The sequence below is a fragment of the Priestia sp. YIM B13490 genome (genome assembly GCF_042787735.1).
Classification (GTDB): Bacteria; Bacillota; Bacilli; order Bacillales; family Bacillaceae_H; genus Priestia; species Priestia megaterium.
Genome location: NZ_JBHZOT010000002.1, coordinates 303592 through 319199 on the forward strand (window position 1 = coordinate 303592; position 15608 = coordinate 319199).

Sequence of the window (15608 nt, forward strand, 5' to 3'; positions counted from 1 at the left end):
TGTTACTTACCTTGCTTTCCTTTTTTGGAATTACGATTCGCGCCTTTAGCCGGCTCCTCGCCGCCAGCATATTCAGCAGCAAATTCTGCATCTGAAAGGCTCTCTTTTGGTGTATTATTGTTAGTCAGTGCTGATTTGTACCCTACTTTACGCTTTGCCATCATCTATCCCTCCTATGCTTGGAAGTCCATTGAACTTCCTTTTCTTAGAATGCACTTTCTGATGCGTAATATAAGCAGAAAAAGCTGTAAAAAAGCGGTTGAAACATAACGAAATTACTTTAATCTAAAGACAAACAAATGGGATAAATGAGTTCATCTGAACCGCTTGTGACACCACTGTTGATTTCCGTGCAAGGCTTCGCTTTCCGCGGGCGGTCGGTGAGCCTCCTCGTCGCTTATGCTCCTGCGGGGTCTCACCTGTTCCGCTTTTCCCGCAGGAGTCTTCGCCATGCCCTCCAATCAACAGCTGGAAGCAGGTAAAAATATGAGACCTATGTTTACCATCATAAAAAAATCCGAACGAGCTTGATTAAGAATTAAGCTCGTTTGGATCCTTCTTCAACTAACATATTTTTACCTCAGCCTCTTTTATCCAATAATAATACGTTCTTTCGGATAGTGATAATCCGGTCCAGACGTTGGACGGCGAAGCATTAAAATAAATGAAAACATGCCGATTCGGCCGATGAACATTAAAATCATAATAACGCATTTACCGATATCAGAAAGCCCTCCTGTAATTCCCATTGATAAACCTGTTGTCCCGAAAGCTGAACACACTTCAAAAATAAGCTCAATGAGAGAAAAATGTTCTGTAATACTTAAAATAAGAAGAGAACTCGAGCAAATGATTACGGCTAACATCGATACAGCTACTGATTTAATAATGTCGTCTTCATGAATTTCGCGGCGAAAGATTTTAATCGTCTTATTTCCTCTGACGTAATAAAACAGGAAAAGAATATTTAATGCAAACGTCGTCGTACGAATTCCTCCCCCTACTGAGCTCGGTGAAGCACCGATAAACATCATCGCACTCATCATAATTAACGTAGGAAGTGAAAACTCATTAATATTCATGGTCGCCACTCCTCCGCTCCTTGTGGCAGCGGATTGGAAAAACGCATAAAAAAACGATTCATCCCAAGACTTATCTGCTAGAAATCCTGAATGCTCTAGCACAAGAATCAAGATTGTTCCCCCTGCTAACAGCAGAAAAAACATAATGGTCGTTAGCTTCGTAAATAGCGAAAATTGAAATTTACGCTTATCTTTAAATGTTAAAAAATAGTGCTTAATTTCAATTAATACAGGGAATCCAATCGCTCCAAGCGTAATTAAAATAACGGTTACCACTTGGACAAAATAATCATGGGCATACGGAATAAATGAAGATCCTGTAATATCGAAGCCAGCATTTGTTGTAGCGCTGACAGAAGCAAAGAAACCATGCAAAAACGCATCTGTCCAGCTCGAATAATAACGGAGAAAATGTAATCCTAAAACAATGGCGCCAACTAGTTCAATGGCAAAAATAATAAATAAAATATTTCTCATCAAGTCAACTAATCCTGATAAGCGGGATTGGTTATGGTCTGTCATAATGAGCTGACGTTCCTTTAAACCGATTTTTTTACCCAAAATCATCCAAATAAATGTACTGAGTGTCATTACACCAATACCACCGATTTGAAAAATAAAAGCGAGCAAAAAATAGCCCGTCGTACTAAATGTATCCGGAGTAGAGACAGGTGTCAGCCCTGTTACACTTACCGCACTAACGGCAATAAATAAGCGATCAATAAATGCTAACTTCACTCCCGGCTTTAAAGCTTCTGGAATACTAAGTAATAGAAATCCAAGCGTAACAGCCACTATGTAAAATGTAACAATAATTTGAGCTGAAGACATCTGCCTTACTCGTCGTTTCCATGGTTGCGGCATAATCTGACATTCCTTTTTGTTATAATACTAATAGTTTTCTTCTTTCTTCTCAAAGCATACTCATTGTTACACGGATTGCAATATCCATGTAAAAAATCCCATGTTCAAGAAGGTGACTACATTAGTATAAAAGAAGTCACCTCACTTGTCATTAGATATCATATATTCCAGCAGCCCGCATAAAGAACCGTCAATCAATATTATCTGTTTACAAAAAAAAAGAGGTTGAGACATAATTAAATGAATCCAATCTAAAGACGAACAAATGGGATCCATGAGCTGAACCGCTTGTGACACCGCTGTTGATTTCCGTGCAAGACTTCGCTTTCCGCGGGCGGCCCGTGAGCCTCCTCGTCGCTGACACTCCTGCGAGGTCTCACCTGTTCTGCTTTTCCCGCAGGAGTCTTCGCCTTGCCCTCCAATCAACAACTAGAAGCAACTATATATTTGAAACCTACGTTTACCATAACAAAAAAAACGAACCACTAATATCAGTGGTTCGTTTTTCACTTCGGCTAAAATACTTTTGTCCCAGCCGCGTCTTTATTTTATTTAGAGCGTTTTTCTAGCCAATCGCCGATTGAAGGATATGTTTCCTTCACTGCTTTTGGCCCAAATACAACAGATACGTGACCTGTTTGCAACAATTTGTACTCTTTATCTTCACTTGAAACAGCGTCCATTAAAGCTGCCACTTGATGCGGCATCGCAATATGATCACGGCTAGCAGCAATGTTTAAAATATTAGCTTTAATATTTTTCAAATCTACTTTGCGTCCGCGAACTTCAAGTTCACCATTGATTAATTTATTTTGTTGATAGAAGTCACGAATCCACTGACGATAAGCTTCACCAGCAAATGGGATTCCGTCAGCAACCCACTTTTGCATTAGCTTCCAGCTTTCAACAAACCGCTGATTTTCCGAACGGTCCACCAACGTTACATATGGGCCATAGAAATTCGTGATTGGCTTTAACATCTTGTTTCCAAAGTCAATCATCTCTGGAGGAATGTTTCCGAATGTATCTACTGCTTTATCTAAATTAAAGTAGCGATCGTCTAGGAATGCTCCGTATAAACCTGTATCCGAAAAATCAAATGGACTTGTCATAAAAATTAAGTTTTTAATCGGCAAGTCTTCATTTAATGCAGCAAAAATAGATGTCATAGTTCCGCCCATGCAGTAACCAAGAACAGACAAATCAGGAGATTTAGAAGTGCGCAGCACCTTTTTCGCTGCTTTTGGAATATAATCTACAATATAATCATCTAGCTTCATATTGCTGTCTTCAAGCCCAGGAGTTCCCCAGTCAAGCAAATACACGTCAAAACCGCGGTTCAATAAGTATTCAACAAGGCTGTTTCCAGGTGTTAAATCCAAAATATACGGTTTATTGATCAATGCATATACGAGTAAGATTGGTGTTTTATGCAGGTTATCTTTTACTGGCGTATAGCGGTATAATTTCGCTTTGTTCTTTTTCCAAATAACCTCTTTTGGTGTTAATCCAACTTCCGGTTCCGCTTCTGTTGTCATAATTTCATATGCACGCTTAAAACGTCTTGCAGAACTTTTATATTCACTTGGCATTGATTTGATTAATTTTTCCCACTCTTGCACGTAAGGAATTGCCACGAATATACACACCCTTTCATTCCATTAGTAGTTAGTTAACAAGCACAGCCCCGACAAAAGTCAGGGCCAGCATTTATTACATGTATAAGCCGCCGTTGATGTTTAACTGTTGTCCTGTAATGTACGCGCCGTCTTTTGCTAAGTAAACAACTCCACGTGCAATTTCTTCAGCGTGGCCTAAGCGACGAGTTGGGATTTTTGCTACAACTTTTGCACGAACTTCTTCCGGCATTGCCATTACCATTTCCGTTTCAATAAATCCTGGGCAAATTGCATTAACTGTTACGCCTGACTTAGCTAGCTCAAGAGCTAATGATTTAGTGAATCCTAGCATACCTGCTTTAGCAGCTGAGTAGTTTGTTTGACCAAATCCGCCCGCTTGACCAATAATTGATGAAATATTGATAACACGACCACCTTCAGATTCTAAAAGGTGCGTTAGCGCAGCTGATGTTGTGTTGTATACGCTATGTAAGTTTACATCAATTACTTTTTTCCAATCTTCTTCACCTAACTTCTTGAATGAACGGTCGCGCGTAATTCCAGCATTGTTTACTAGAATGTCTAATTGACCAAACGCAGCTTTTGTTTCTTCGATTAGGTGTTTTGCTTGATCTACATAAGACACGTCAGCTTGAACCGCAATAGCTTCTCCGCCGTTGTCTTTAATTTCTTTTACGATTGCTTCTGCAGATTCTTTACTGCTGTTATAGTTTACTGCTACTTTTACTCCATTAGAAGCAAGCTCACGTGTAATTGCTGCCCCGATACCTTTAGATCCGCCTGTTACGATTGCTACTTTACCTTGTAATGTTGTCATGAAAAATTTCCCCCTTGCTTCTTCAGCTATGATTTTTACTGTAAATACAGCAGTTAATGTTGTTATAAAATCCCCTATACCTTACTTGCGAGCTGGCTGCTCAGTTTTTTGAGCGTTTGATGGTTTTGCTTCAGATTTAGCTTCTGCCTTTGGCTTTTCAGCTAATTTTTCTTGTTTTTCTAACAGCTGAGCCTGAAGCTGCTCACCTTGAGTTTTAATTTGTTTTTGAATAGTTTCTTTTAACTCGTCTTGTGTTTTTTGCTGCCCTTCAAGAAGAGATAAAACTTTGTCGAGTTTTTTGTCTAACGATTTGACATCAGATTTCAGCTTAGTTACATCTTTTTTCAAAGCAGATGCACTTTCTTGCTGTGCTTCTAATTCATCAAAACGATCGTCAAATTGCTCTTCTAATAATTCTACTTTTTCTTCCACATTGATGACTAATGACGCAACGTTTGCTACATCTTCTTTTGTTGGTACATTTACTTGGTGCAGATAGCGCCCCGTTACTTCATTTACTGCTTGTTGATATTGAAGGTTCATATTTAGCACATTTCCCATGAGCTGGGAAAATTCTTCACGATTCATATTGTCCCCAATAACTTTACCCCAGTAAGATTCGGTTTTGTCATATACGTCTTTCCATGCTTGAAACGGATCAAATACTTTTTGCTGTTCCAAAACTCCATCTCCTTTCTTGTGTACGTTAAAAGTGATGGCTTTCAATATAGACACTTAATGTGACAAGCGACATATTAGAAGCTCTAAGTAAACGCAACCAATTTTGCGTTTATTTATTGGATAATGTAAATCTTTTCACAATTCACTTACCAACAAATTATAAATGTTATAAAAATTACCTACATGTACTATTATAAATACGTTTTCCAAAATAAACAATTCTAAATCTTTGTTTATTTTTGAATTTTTTTGACGCTTTTTGTCGAAATCCAAAAAATCGTTCTTTTTTCCTGTATTTGAAAGACCTGTTTTAAAGTGTTGACAATTTTTTCATCTAGGTGTAAATTACACATATGGAAAACAAATTCTCTTTTTTCGAAGGGGTGATTACCTTGGGATCAAGTGAAAAAGATAACACCTCTAATTCAAACAACTTAGAAAAATCGATTAGCGGTGCACCAAAAAACTTGATGGTTCCTTTTCTTCTTTTAAGTTTAAGAGGTTGGAATCTACATGGTTACAAGCTCATTCAGCAACTAATGAGCTTTGGATTCACATCAGTTGATCAGGGAAATGTCTACCGCACGCTGAGACAGCTTGAAAAAGACAACTTGATTACATCGCAATGGGATACGTCAGCTGAAGGACCTGCACGTCGGATTTATTCATTAACAGATGCCGGCGAACAATATTTAAGCATGTGGGCTAATTCACTTGAACAGTATCAAAACATGTTAGATTCATTTTTTCACATGTATACCGACATGTTGTTCCCTTTTAGCTCTTCTTCTTCTAAAAAGTCAAAAGAATCAAAAGAGGAAGAAAACGATTAAAGGGATTCACGCAGTACATCTGCGTTTCCTAATATAATGTTAAATTTCACGGTCAACCAGCGAGCGCGGAATGTTAGGTTTATCACACAACTACGAATTTCTTCTTTAACGTTTTGTTCATTACGATAACTGTTCGCCAGACCAAATTATTCAAGGAGGAATTTGATTATGTCAACAGTAAAGTATGATACAGTAATTGATGCAATGTGGGAACAATGGACAAAGGGGTTACAAAACATTGCAGACGGAAACAAACAAATTGAGCAATGGACGTTAAAAGCACTTGAGCAACAGCAAGAATTTGTAACAAAAGCAGTTGAACAACTTCAAGCAACAGACAAACAATGGAAAGCTGAATTAGAAGATCTTCAACAAAAAACAGTTGAAAACTTACGTAAAACAGCTGGAAACGCTGTTGCCGATTCTTATGAAGAATGGACAAACCGCACGCATGAAGCATTAAATAAATTACAAGAGCTTTCTCTTAACCAAAGCAAATCAAGCTATTCTTTAGTAAAGCAAGCTCAAGAACAATATCATCAAGTAGTAACACAATTAGTAGAAGAGCAAAAGAAAACGCGCCAAGAATTCCAACACGTATCTGATGCATACGTAGAACAAGTAAAATCTCTTCAAAAGTCATTTGCTCAGTCTCTTGAGCAATATGCAGTTGTAAAATAATATATAAAAAAGCCCAGCTTCTTTGAAAGCTGGGCTTTTTTATACTTTCTTGCAAACCATTACCAGTATGCAAAATAGGAAACAACAAATAATACAGGTACAGCAGTGAACTGCTGTACCACTAAAAAAGGAGATGACTAATCATGGCTAGAACAAATAAACTATTAACACCAGGTGTAGAACAATTTTTAGATCAATATAAATATGAAATCGCTCAAGAATTTGGGGTAACTCTAGGTTCTGACACTGCTGCACGCAGCAACGGTTCAGTAGGCGGAGAAATCACAAAACGCTTGGTGCAACAAGCTCAAGCTCACTTAAGCGGCAGCACACAAAAATAAAACATAACTTCATAACATGGCTAAAAAAAGGCACCTGCGTGTGCCTTTTTCTTACATAATATAGTCTTTTAAATACACGTAGTCCCCCGCTAATATAATAACCATCGCGATAATATATTTACGGTTTCTTTCAATTGTTTTCCGGCTCACTTTGACATGTTTTTCAATCAAGCGAATAGGAAGCTGCCGCTTTAAAAACAGCTTATCTTTTAATTCTTTTTCATTGACGATAAATGATGCAACTTCGACTGCATTTCCCCTTGCATCCTTATGTTTAGGAGACGTCTCGATAATGTCTTCAAGAGTTAATTTAAACAATTTTAGCGCCTGACAAAAATAAGTCATTTCCTCTTGAATATATGAAGTTTCACTTTGCCTTTTATAGTTAGAAAGCGATATATCCCTTTCTACCTTGCCTTGAATAAAACCTTCATTTTCAATTCGGCTATAGAGCAGCGTTTGATTTCTCTTTTCTTTTCGAATATAGTCAATTACTCTTCTTTTAATAATAAGTTCCGCAAATGCAAGAAGAGATCGTCCTTTTTGGATTGTGTAATTCTCAATGGCTTCATTAAATGCAATCAGACCAATGCTAAATTCATCGTCAGCTTCACTTATATAACGTTTACATACAGCTGAAACAACTTTAGCAATAAACGGTTTATATTGTTGAATCATTTCGTTATGTAATTGTTTATCCCCTTGCTGAATCGTCAGTACAAGCGTTTCAAGCGATGGAGGCGTTTGAACTTTTGTGAGCATTGGCTTCACCTCTTTTACTATACTCAGTTGCTTTATACCATGTTAATATCCATTCTTTTGATGACGAACAGGGTTGAGAAGCGCTCTGCTCCTTTTAATTTCCCTTTATTATAACCCATAATAGCTCAATTTTACCAATTAACATACATTTGAAATATATGTTTATAAACTGAAATAAACTTCATTGAACTGAATTACTCACGGCTGCTTCTGTTCTCTACAGAATATGAACGAAAAAGCAAAACATTCGGATATAAAATAATTAAACATTAGTTAGTTCTTTTACCCTTTATCTAAACAATCCAAACTAGGTATTTTGTCTTGATATAAAAAAACGCGCCTTCAACTAGCATTGAAAGCGCGTTTTTTTATTATTGATTTTCAATTTTTTTTAACGATTCTTTTTCTTTCTCTGAGCCTTCAAGATCAGTTTGTTCTTTATTTTTAGATAGAAACCAGCCTGAAGCGGCTATGCCAAGTAACACAATCCAAAACGTAATTTTCCACACTTTTGATTCAGGGAAATGTTCATTAATAATACCCAACTCGGGATGAGCAAGGGTATAAACCGCTAACTTAACTCCTACCCAGCCTACAATAGCAAAAGCCGCCGTTTCTAGGCCTGGGCGCGTATTTAATAGCTTGACGAACCAAGTTGCAGCAAAACGCATAATAATTAATCCCATAATTCCTCCGGCGAAGATCACCAAGAACTGTCCTCCGTCTAGTCCGCCAATTTGAGGAAGATTTGTTGTTGGCAATGTAACGGCGAGAGCCACAGCGGCCAAAATTGAATCAACGGCAAAAGCAATGTCCGCTATTTCTACTTTTAAAACCGTCATCCAGAAACTTGATCCCTTTTTCTCATCTGCTTCTTTCACTTTTTCACGATCGTCTTTTTTCACATATCGCTTCACAATATGATTAATGGAAATGAACAATAAGTAAATGGCTCCTATAGCTTGAAGCTGCCATACGTCGACTAAAAATGAAATCAAGAACAATGAACCAAATCTAAAAATAAAGGCACCGGCTAATCCGTAAAATAATGCCTTCTTGCGTTTTTCTTCCGGTAAATGTTTGACCATAATGGCCATCACAAGAGCATTATCCGCCGCCAAAATTCCTTCTAATGCAACCAGCACTAGCAATACCCATCCATACTCTAATAAAAGTGATGCATCCATAAAAATCCCCTCTCGTTTCTTTGTATAAGTTTATTTATCCTCATTACCGGAATAAAACACAAAAAGACCTTTGCCAAATATGGCAAAGGTCTTGCTAAGCATAATCATTATGCCAACAAAGCCGATGGAATACTCCATGTAATGACGACTTTGTTTCAGGTTTCCCTGACGCTACTCCCCTTTACTCCTTAAGAAGTAAATGTATTAAGTTGTTTTTATTTTACAAAGAGTCCACTAATAAGTCAATTAAAAGCCCTCTAAACTTTTGTTAAGCTTTTGTTAAGCGTTTTAATACATTCAAAAACGTTGCAATATGAATAGGCTTTGTTACGTATTCACTAAAACCGACTAAAAAAGCTTGATCGATATCGCTTTGCATCGCGCTTGCACTCAGGGCGACTCGCGGAATATGCTTCAACTCTTTTTCCAGCTGAAGCTGTGTGCATACCTCAAAACCATTCATATCAGGAAGATCAATATCAATTAAGATTATATCCGGTGAAATAGACCTGATTAGCCCGATGCCATTTTCTCCTGTTTTAGCAATTAAAAGCTTAACGTTTTTATATGGAGAAAGAATCGATTGCATAAGCTCGATATTTGTATCGTTATCCTCAATATACACAATTGAAATTGGCATGGAAAAACCTAAAAACGGCTCGGCTTCTCCTTGATCGGATAATCGTTTAGGAACAGGTGGATGGACTATGGGAAAACGCACCCAAAATGTACTGCCTTTGCCTTCTTCACTTCGGACTCCGCACGTTCCATTCATTAATACAACAAGCTGTTTTACAAGCGCCAACCCAATTCCTGTTCCGTCTTTTTCTAGTCTATTTACACGGTAGAAAGGCTCAAAAATCCGATTTAATTCTGAAGCTGGAATTCCAAAGCCCTTATCTTCAATCGATATAGTTACGTGATGCTGAGTGATGTCAGTATAGATAGTGATATCGCGATAAGCGGGCGAGTATTTAATGGCGTTTGTAAGCAGATTTAATAAGATCTGCTGAAACCGAAGTTCATCTACTTCAACAAAGACTTCTTGGTATGCGTGAAAGCGAGTATAAAGTATACTATGCTTATTTTTTGCTAGTGGTTTCATAATTTTAAGCGCGTCTTCAATTGCCTCTTTTACCGACACCGGTTCAAGATTAATCGCTAAGTGACCTGATTCAATTTTCGATAAATCAAGCGTTTCATTTATCAAATAAAGAAGATGATTACCAGCTTTTAAAATTTTTCGTATACGATTCAATTGTTTTTCTGTTAAATCTTTTTCCCCTTGCTCTTCCAATATCTGTGCATAACCTAAAATACTGTTTAAAGGCGTACGAAGCTCATGGCTTACTTTTGATAAAAATTCAGACTTGGCTTGATTTGCTTTTTCGGCTTCTTCTTTTGCTATAATCATTTGCTGATTGGAATGAAGCAAATCTTGTTCTTGTTCCTGCTGTTTTGTAATATCATAAAATGTGACAACTACGCCCTTATAATATTTGCTTTCTTGAAGAGGTTCAGCATTCACCGAAATCCAAGTCAACTTTTTCTCATTTAAATAAATGCCCATAACCGTGTTTCGTACGGGTTCTTTTGTATGAAGACATCGAACAGATGGAATGTCTTCCAGTGCAAAAGCTGTTCCATCAGGATGAATAATTTCCCAGTCTAAACCAAAGGGGTTAACCGATAACATTTGGTCGTAAGGCACGTTTAGAATTTTAGCAGCGTAGGCATTGGCAGCAATTAGATTTCCTTCAAGGTCATGAAACACTACACCTTCTGACATTGTAGAGAGAACGGAGCGATACATGCTTTCACTTTTAGCCAGCTTTTCTCTTGCTTCGTGAAGATCAGTAATATCTACTATAGAACCAATAACTTCTTGTACTTCTCCTTTGTAGATATGAGGTATTAACTTCGTATAGTAAGCAAAGTCGTTCAAAAGTACTTCATAAGACACTTTCTCTCCCGCCCATGCTTTCTCATAGTATCTCTTATTTTCTTTCGCGTAGGATTCAGGCAAAAATTCTTCAAGTGTTTTACCAACAACATCTATTTCCTCATATCCCATTTCACGAACCATTTTTCCTTCGCACATGGTATGAATATACCCTTTATCGTTTTTCACAAATTTAAAAATAGCGCCATCTTGTTGTGAAAGCGTGCGTTTTAAATCTTCTTGTAAATCCAACAGCTGCTGTTGAGCCTTTTTTCGGTCTGTCACATCTTTGGCGATGACGTAACTGCCTTTAATTTGATCATGAACAATAATAGGCATTTGCGTTACTTCAACATATACAGGCTGATTATCTTTGCGAATGAGCGTTGCCTCATAATAAACAGAGTCTCCGTTCAGAGATTTCCACATATATTCTTCAGCTTGTTCAGCTTCTCTAAACATATAAGGAAACGGAATTTTCTCCATTTGATGCAACGTGTATCCCGTTAGCTCGATTCCTTTTGGATTAATCGTTTGAATATTGCCGTACAAATCAACCGCACACACAATATTGGGATTGTAGTTAAAAAGAGATTGATAATACTCTTCTTTTAATTGACTCTCCCTCACTTCTTCCTGACGCTTAAAAGCAGCAACGAGCAGGAAGACAATGAGTAGCGTAATTGTAATACTTGCAATAATATTGGAAAATGGCGCTTGATACGGCAGCCACTGCCCCCATTTTCTAGCAACTGAGTGTGCAATATGCAGCTTCATTCCATACATACTGATGAAATGCATAACTGAAATTCCAATGCCCAGTAAAATAGAGCTAACAAGTTTAAGAAAGGGATTAGCTTTCACGCTTTTCGAGCGAAAAAACAAGTGCATCGCATAAAATGCAACGACCAGGGCGATGATGATGGAAAGCAAAACAGATAGCAGGGCATAATGAATGCGTGCTTCTGTTTCGATTGCTGCCATGGCAATGTAATGCGTACCCAGAATACTGCTTCCTAAAATAAGCCCTGACCATACCGACGTGCGCCATTTCCAGAAGGTCCAAAACGCAACTAATGATCCGCTAATCGCTATTATTAAAGCAAGGACAGAAAGTACAGCATCAAAATGAAAGCTAACAGGAACATAATAAGCAAGCATAGCAATATAATGCATCGCTCCCACTCCAAGCCCCATTGAAATTGCTGACAGCGTAAGCCACAAATAATTGTTCCGCTGTTTTTTTATCATTTTGCTCATAATATCAAGTGCTGTATAAGAGGCAAGAATCCCTACAATGACAGCAAGAAATACGGTAAATTCATTATAGTGACCAGTAATTGAAATCATTTGCTTTCCTTTCAATTTAACGTTACTTCTTCTATCTAACTCTTCTTATAAGAACTATATTACGATCATTTGCTCCGAAAGCAGACACATGAAATAGACGAAACTTGCATAAGCTTCGTCCTTTCATCAACATAGCTATTTTAGAAGCAGCAGCATCTCTTAATTGGTCATTAACTGATGCAGCTGTTTTTGAACGTCTTGGATTTTTAATTTTGAGATATGAGCATATTCATCAATTTCTAAGAAATAAACAAGATATGTTTCGTTTTTTGGTGTGATGTGCGAAACTTTCTGTAAATTCACGATATAAGACCGGTGTGTTTGACTAAATACAGAAGGGTTCAAATACATATAGATATCACTAATATTTTCATATGTCTCATAGATACGTGATTGAGTATAGATCAAACATTTTTTTCCGGATTTTTCAATAAAAATAATTTGATCAATTGGAATGTAATAAGTAGATCCATTAAATTTTACAGGCAGTCTTTTTAATTGCTGACCTGGCTTTTTTGACTGATTTTTATCAATTCCAATGGAGTTTTTTGCCCGCTCTAACGCCATATAAAGCCTGGTTTTTTCAATCGGTTTTACAATATAATCCAGTGCTGACAGCTCAAATGCCTTCACAGCAAATTCATCGTAACCGGTGATAAAAATGAAGTTTAAATTCGGCTTAATGCGCAGGCACTTTTTTATGGCATCTACACCGTTAATCGTAGGCATATTAATGTCTACGAGCAAAAGGTCTGGACTCTTGGCCATCACTTCCTGTACAAGCTGCTCTCCGTCTTTGCAGATGCTAATCACTTCAAATTCCGGAAGCTGTTCTATAAAATAATCTAAAATTTCAACCGAATCTTCGTTATCATCGGCAATAATTAAGTTAATTTTGTTCATCCTGACTCCCCCTAGGATACAATGTTAAAGTATAGTACGAACTATTGCCCATTCTGTTTTATGCATGTCTACACATCGTTATAGTGTTTTTATGTTGAGATGAATGATCTACACGGACGCTAATCGTTAATGAACACACAACGATTGTTCATGGGGAATATTGCAATAATTGTAGGTTTTCTAGAAGAAGACATAAAAACCGTTTATCTATTATCATTTATTTTCCTAACAATGATTTAATACCCTTTTTATAATCTGTAAATCAGCATGTCAAAATCTTTATTTAACATTTTCGATAAAGGCGACACGCTCTTTTCAATCATTTTGTTTTCTCTTACTATTAAAACATGTTCTACGCTCTTTCACCCGTACTTTTGTTAATTTTTTTACTTTTCATTAAAGGTAATTACTTACATATTGTCCTTAACAACCCTGATTTTGTGATTTAATCCAAAAGAATTTATGTATTTTTTATTCATTTTATTATAAAAATTCTAGCATACAAAGGTATGAACTTACATATGTATTCCGAACTAGTTCCTTTTAAAACTATGATTATTATACCATTTCATAGTATAAATCACATATAGTTAAACGTGAAGACTTTCCATTTCTTTAAGTGTTCAAAGCTATTTATTTGTAAAATAAATAGCTTCATTCCTCTATAAAGGCTACATAACTTAATTAACCATCTATTATTTGTAAAAAAACAGGCCTAAAGTTATAACCCGGCCTGTTTTGCATTCATTTCTTATTTTTCATTTTTTACAATTTGCTGTGCTTGTTTTGATACAAAGAAGCGATTCTTTTTATCCTGTATCACTACGCTGTCCATTTGAATTTCTCTTCCATTTACAATAGCAATATTTTTATTTACTGGAAAACGCACCGTTCGCTTATTGTTTGTAACAACCAGTACAGGGTTGTTTTTGTCTTTTGAGTCAACCGCTACCTTTGAGCCTTTAAAAGCTTTATTTGCTTCAATAAATAATTCATTTGTTAACTGGTTTAAGTTAATATTCATTGATTTAGCCATATGTTTGGCAATATCCGTATTATCAAAGTGTCCCGTTGGTCGATTTACGCCGTATGAATACAGAAATACATCCTCACCCGTATGACCGCCTGTTGTGAATCCAAGGTTTGCTCGGTTGGCTAATAACTTCGATAGTGTAGCACTGATTTCTTTTTTATCTCTTGCTTTAGTCAGCTGTGCTTTTTCCTCTGAAGTTAGATTTGATAAACCATACAAAGCAGCTACTTCTTCTTTATTTGATAAATCTTCTTTTAATTTAGACGTAGCACCTTCTAACGTCATTTTTGCTTTTTTTAATGGATCAATATAAGCAGAAACAGGTGTGGTATCGTATCCTTTTGTTGTATTTGCATTACCGATTGAAAGACCGCTGTTTCCGTGATCGGCAATCGCAATAACCATCGTATTTCCATCTTTTTTAGCGAACTCTACTGCTTTGCCCACTGCTTCATCAAACGCTAGTACATCGCTAATCATTCCTACTGGATCATTCGCATGAGCTGCCCAATCCGTTTTGCTTCCTTCAACAAATAAGAAAAAACCGTCTTTATCTTTGGATAGTGTTGTTATTGCTTTATTTGTCATCTGGGACAACTTTGGCTGTTCTGCTTTTGTCTGCGGTCGGTCCATATCATATGCTAAGTCTCGGTCGGCGAAGCTCCCCCAGATTTTTTTGGCGTGTGACTGCTCTAATTCCTTTTTATTTTCTACAAAGTCATATCCTCTTTTATTCAATACATTGACTAAGTTTTCACCGTCTTTCCGGCTTTTTTCTTCTTTTCCTGGAAGAAGAGATTGCTTACCTCCTCCAAGCACTACATCGATGTTTTGATACACTTGCTGCTCCGCTAGCGTTTGAAAATCATCACGGCTATAGTTGTGGGCTGAAAAACCAGCTGGTGTGGCGTGCTGGATTTCAGAGGTAGCCACAATTCCTGTCGCGCGCCCTGAAAGCTTTGCTCCTTCTAGAACGTTTGCTACGGGACGAAATTGATCTTCTTTTTCTACGGGTTTAATTCCAGGTGTATTCACTACTGAAGGAAGCACACCTACATAACCTGAATTTGATTTATTTCCTGTTGCTAAAGCAGTAGCTGCCGGAGCGGAATCTGTAATAGCAGATTCTGCCGAATACGCACGTACTCCTCCGGCCATCAGCTGATCCATATGTAACGGTTTTCCCTTGTACCATCTTGCGAGTGTAGTAGCATTTGAACTCGTCCCGTCCATTACCATCATAATGACATTTTGAGGTTTCTTAGCTGACTTGTGCTCCACTTTTGCTTCCGTTTGAATAAGTGAGTTTCCTACACCAAACGAGGCCAATGCTACTGCTCCTGCCAGTGTAATACCTGCTAATTTTTTCTTCATATAAATGTACCCGCTCCTTTATTTAATTGTCTTCGACATGTCTAAAGTTACCATTCAAACGTAAACCCACTGTTTATCCACTGTAAAAGAGTGTAAAGTTTGTCTTTATATCCTTCCT

Annotated in this window: 15 protein-coding genes and 1 riboswitch; of the genes, 3 read left to right on the plus strand and 12 right to left on the minus strand. The window is 37.2% G+C overall.

What is annotated here, in order from left to right:
• Window positions 1–2: 2 nt before the first annotated feature.
• The 7 genes from ACFX4R_RS06980 to phaR all read right to left on the minus strand — a co-directional run bounded on the left by ACFX4R_RS06980 (window position 3) and on the right by phaR (window position 5084).
• A complete protein-coding gene (locus tag ACFX4R_RS06980; RefSeq protein WP_025749458.1) occupies window positions 3–161 on the minus strand; it encodes a hypothetical protein in 159 nt (52 codons plus the stop codon).
• Between the two features lie 124 nt (window positions 162–285).
• Complete coding sequence (locus ACFX4R_RS06985; protein ID WP_116733217.1) at window positions 286–465, minus strand: hypothetical protein; 180 nt, start codon at window positions 463–465, stop codon at window positions 286–288.
• A gap of 125 nt (window positions 466–590) precedes the next feature.
• Entirely contained in the window at window positions 591–1946 is a 1356-nt protein-coding gene (locus tag ACFX4R_RS06990) for a TrkH family potassium uptake protein (RefSeq protein WP_043979693.1), read from the minus strand.
• A 141-nt stretch (window positions 1947–2087) separates the two neighbouring features.
• Entirely contained in the window at window positions 2088–2372 is a 285-nt protein-coding gene (locus tag ACFX4R_RS06995) for a hypothetical protein (RefSeq protein WP_377569188.1), read from the minus strand.
• 122 nt (window positions 2373–2494) lie between these two features.
• Window positions 2495–3583: a class III poly(R)-hydroxyalkanoic acid synthase subunit PhaC gene (locus tag ACFX4R_RS07000; RefSeq protein WP_013055939.1), complete on the minus strand. Its 1089-nt coding sequence runs from the start codon at window positions 3581–3583 to the stop codon at window positions 2495–2497.
• 76 nt (window positions 3584–3659) lie between these two features.
• Window positions 3660–4403, minus strand: a complete 744-nt coding sequence (gene phbB / locus ACFX4R_RS07005; RefSeq protein ID WP_014461095.1) for an acetoacetyl-CoA reductase — start codon at window positions 4401–4403, stop codon at window positions 3660–3662.
• A gap of 81 nt (window positions 4404–4484) precedes the next feature.
• Window positions 4485–5084, minus strand: coding sequence for a polyhydroxyalkanoic acid synthase subunit PhaR (gene phaR, locus ACFX4R_RS07010; protein ID WP_013055937.1), 600 nt, complete (start codon window positions 5082–5084; stop codon window positions 4485–4487).
• A 353-nt stretch (window positions 5085–5437) separates the two neighbouring features.
• Here phaR and phaQ point away from each other — a divergent pair, with 353 nt between their 5' ends.
• The 3 genes from phaQ (at window position 5438) to ACFX4R_RS07025 (ending at window position 6939) form a co-directional block, all read left to right on the plus strand.
• Entirely contained in the window at window positions 5438–5917 is a 480-nt protein-coding gene (gene phaQ, locus ACFX4R_RS07015; RefSeq protein WP_013082201.1) for a poly-beta-hydroxybutyrate-responsive repressor, read from the plus strand.
• A 168-nt stretch (window positions 5918–6085) separates the two neighbouring features.
• Window positions 6086–6598, plus strand: coding sequence for a polyhydroxyalkanoic acid inclusion protein PhaP (gene phaP / locus ACFX4R_RS07020; protein ID WP_014461097.1), 513 nt, complete (start codon window positions 6086–6088; stop codon window positions 6596–6598).
• A gap of 143 nt (window positions 6599–6741) precedes the next feature.
• The gene (locus ACFX4R_RS07025) at window positions 6742–6939 is read left to right on the plus strand and encodes an alpha/beta-type small acid-soluble spore protein (protein ID WP_013055933.1); all 198 of its coding nucleotides are present in this window, start codon (window positions 6742–6744) and stop codon (window positions 6937–6939) included.
• Window positions 6940–6990: 51 nt separating this feature from the next.
• On the opposite strand, the gene sigI is transcribed toward ACFX4R_RS07025, so the two are convergent.
• The 5 genes from sigI to ACFX4R_RS07050 form a co-directional block, all read right to left on the minus strand.
• Complete coding sequence (gene sigI / locus ACFX4R_RS07030; protein WP_043979696.1) at window positions 6991–7701, minus strand: RNA polymerase sigma factor SigI; 711 nt, start codon at window positions 7699–7701, stop codon at window positions 6991–6993.
• Between the two features lie 371 nt (window positions 7702–8072).
• Window positions 8073–8888: a TerC family protein gene (locus tag ACFX4R_RS07035; RefSeq protein ID WP_043979698.1), complete on the minus strand. Its 816-nt coding sequence runs from the start codon at window positions 8886–8888 to the stop codon at window positions 8073–8075.
• A 96-nt stretch (window positions 8889–8984) separates the two neighbouring features.
• Window positions 8985–9080, minus strand: a riboswitch (yybP-ykoY riboswitch).
• Between the two features lie 76 nt (window positions 9081–9156).
• Complete coding sequence (locus ACFX4R_RS07040) at window positions 9157–12195, minus strand: PAS domain S-box protein (RefSeq protein WP_043979702.1); 3039 nt, start codon at window positions 12193–12195, stop codon at window positions 9157–9159.
• 144 nt (window positions 12196–12339) lie between these two features.
• The gene (locus ACFX4R_RS07045; protein ID WP_043979705.1) at window positions 12340–13083 is read right to left on the minus strand and encodes a LytR/AlgR family response regulator transcription factor; all 744 of its coding nucleotides are present in this window, start codon (window positions 13081–13083) and stop codon (window positions 12340–12342) included.
• Window positions 13084–13834: 751 nt separating this feature from the next.
• Window positions 13835–15490, minus strand: coding sequence for an alkaline phosphatase (locus tag ACFX4R_RS07050; RefSeq protein ID WP_377569191.1), 1656 nt, complete (start codon window positions 15488–15490; stop codon window positions 13835–13837).
• Window positions 15491–15608: the final 118 nt, after the last annotated feature.

Coding starts and splice junctions, on each gene's coding strand:
- ACFX4R_RS06980 (WP_025749458.1), bottom strand. CDS start 161: ATGGCAAAGCGTAAAGTAGGGTACAAATCAGCACTGACTAACAATAAT.
- ACFX4R_RS06990 (WP_043979693.1), bottom strand. CDS start 1,946: ATGCCGCAACCATGGAAACGACGAGTAAGGCAGATGTCTTCAGCTCAA.
- phbB (WP_014461095.1), bottom strand. CDS start 4,403: ATGACAACATTACAAGGTAAAGTAGCAATCGTAACAGGCGGATCTAAA.
- phaQ (WP_013082201.1), top strand. CDS start 5,438: ATGGAAAACAAATTCTCTTTTTTCGAAGGGGTGATTACCTTGGGATCA.
- phaP (WP_014461097.1), top strand. CDS start 6,086: ATGTCAACAGTAAAGTATGATACAGTAATTGATGCAATGTGGGAACAA.
- ACFX4R_RS07025 (WP_013055933.1), top strand. CDS start 6,742: ATGGCTAGAACAAATAAACTATTAACACCAGGTGTAGAACAATTTTTA.
- sigI (WP_043979696.1), bottom strand. CDS start 7,701: ATGCTCACAAAAGTTCAAACGCCTCCATCGCTTGAAACGCTTGTACTG.
- ACFX4R_RS07035 (WP_043979698.1), bottom strand. CDS start 8,888: ATGGATGCATCACTTTTATTAGAGTATGGATGGGTATTGCTAGTGCTG.
- ACFX4R_RS07045 (WP_043979705.1), bottom strand. CDS start 13,083: ATGAACAAAATTAACTTAATTATTGCCGATGATAACGAAGATTCGGTT.
- ACFX4R_RS07050 (WP_377569191.1), bottom strand. CDS start 15,490: ATGAAGAAAAAATTAGCAGGTATTACACTGGCAGGAGCAGTAGCATTG.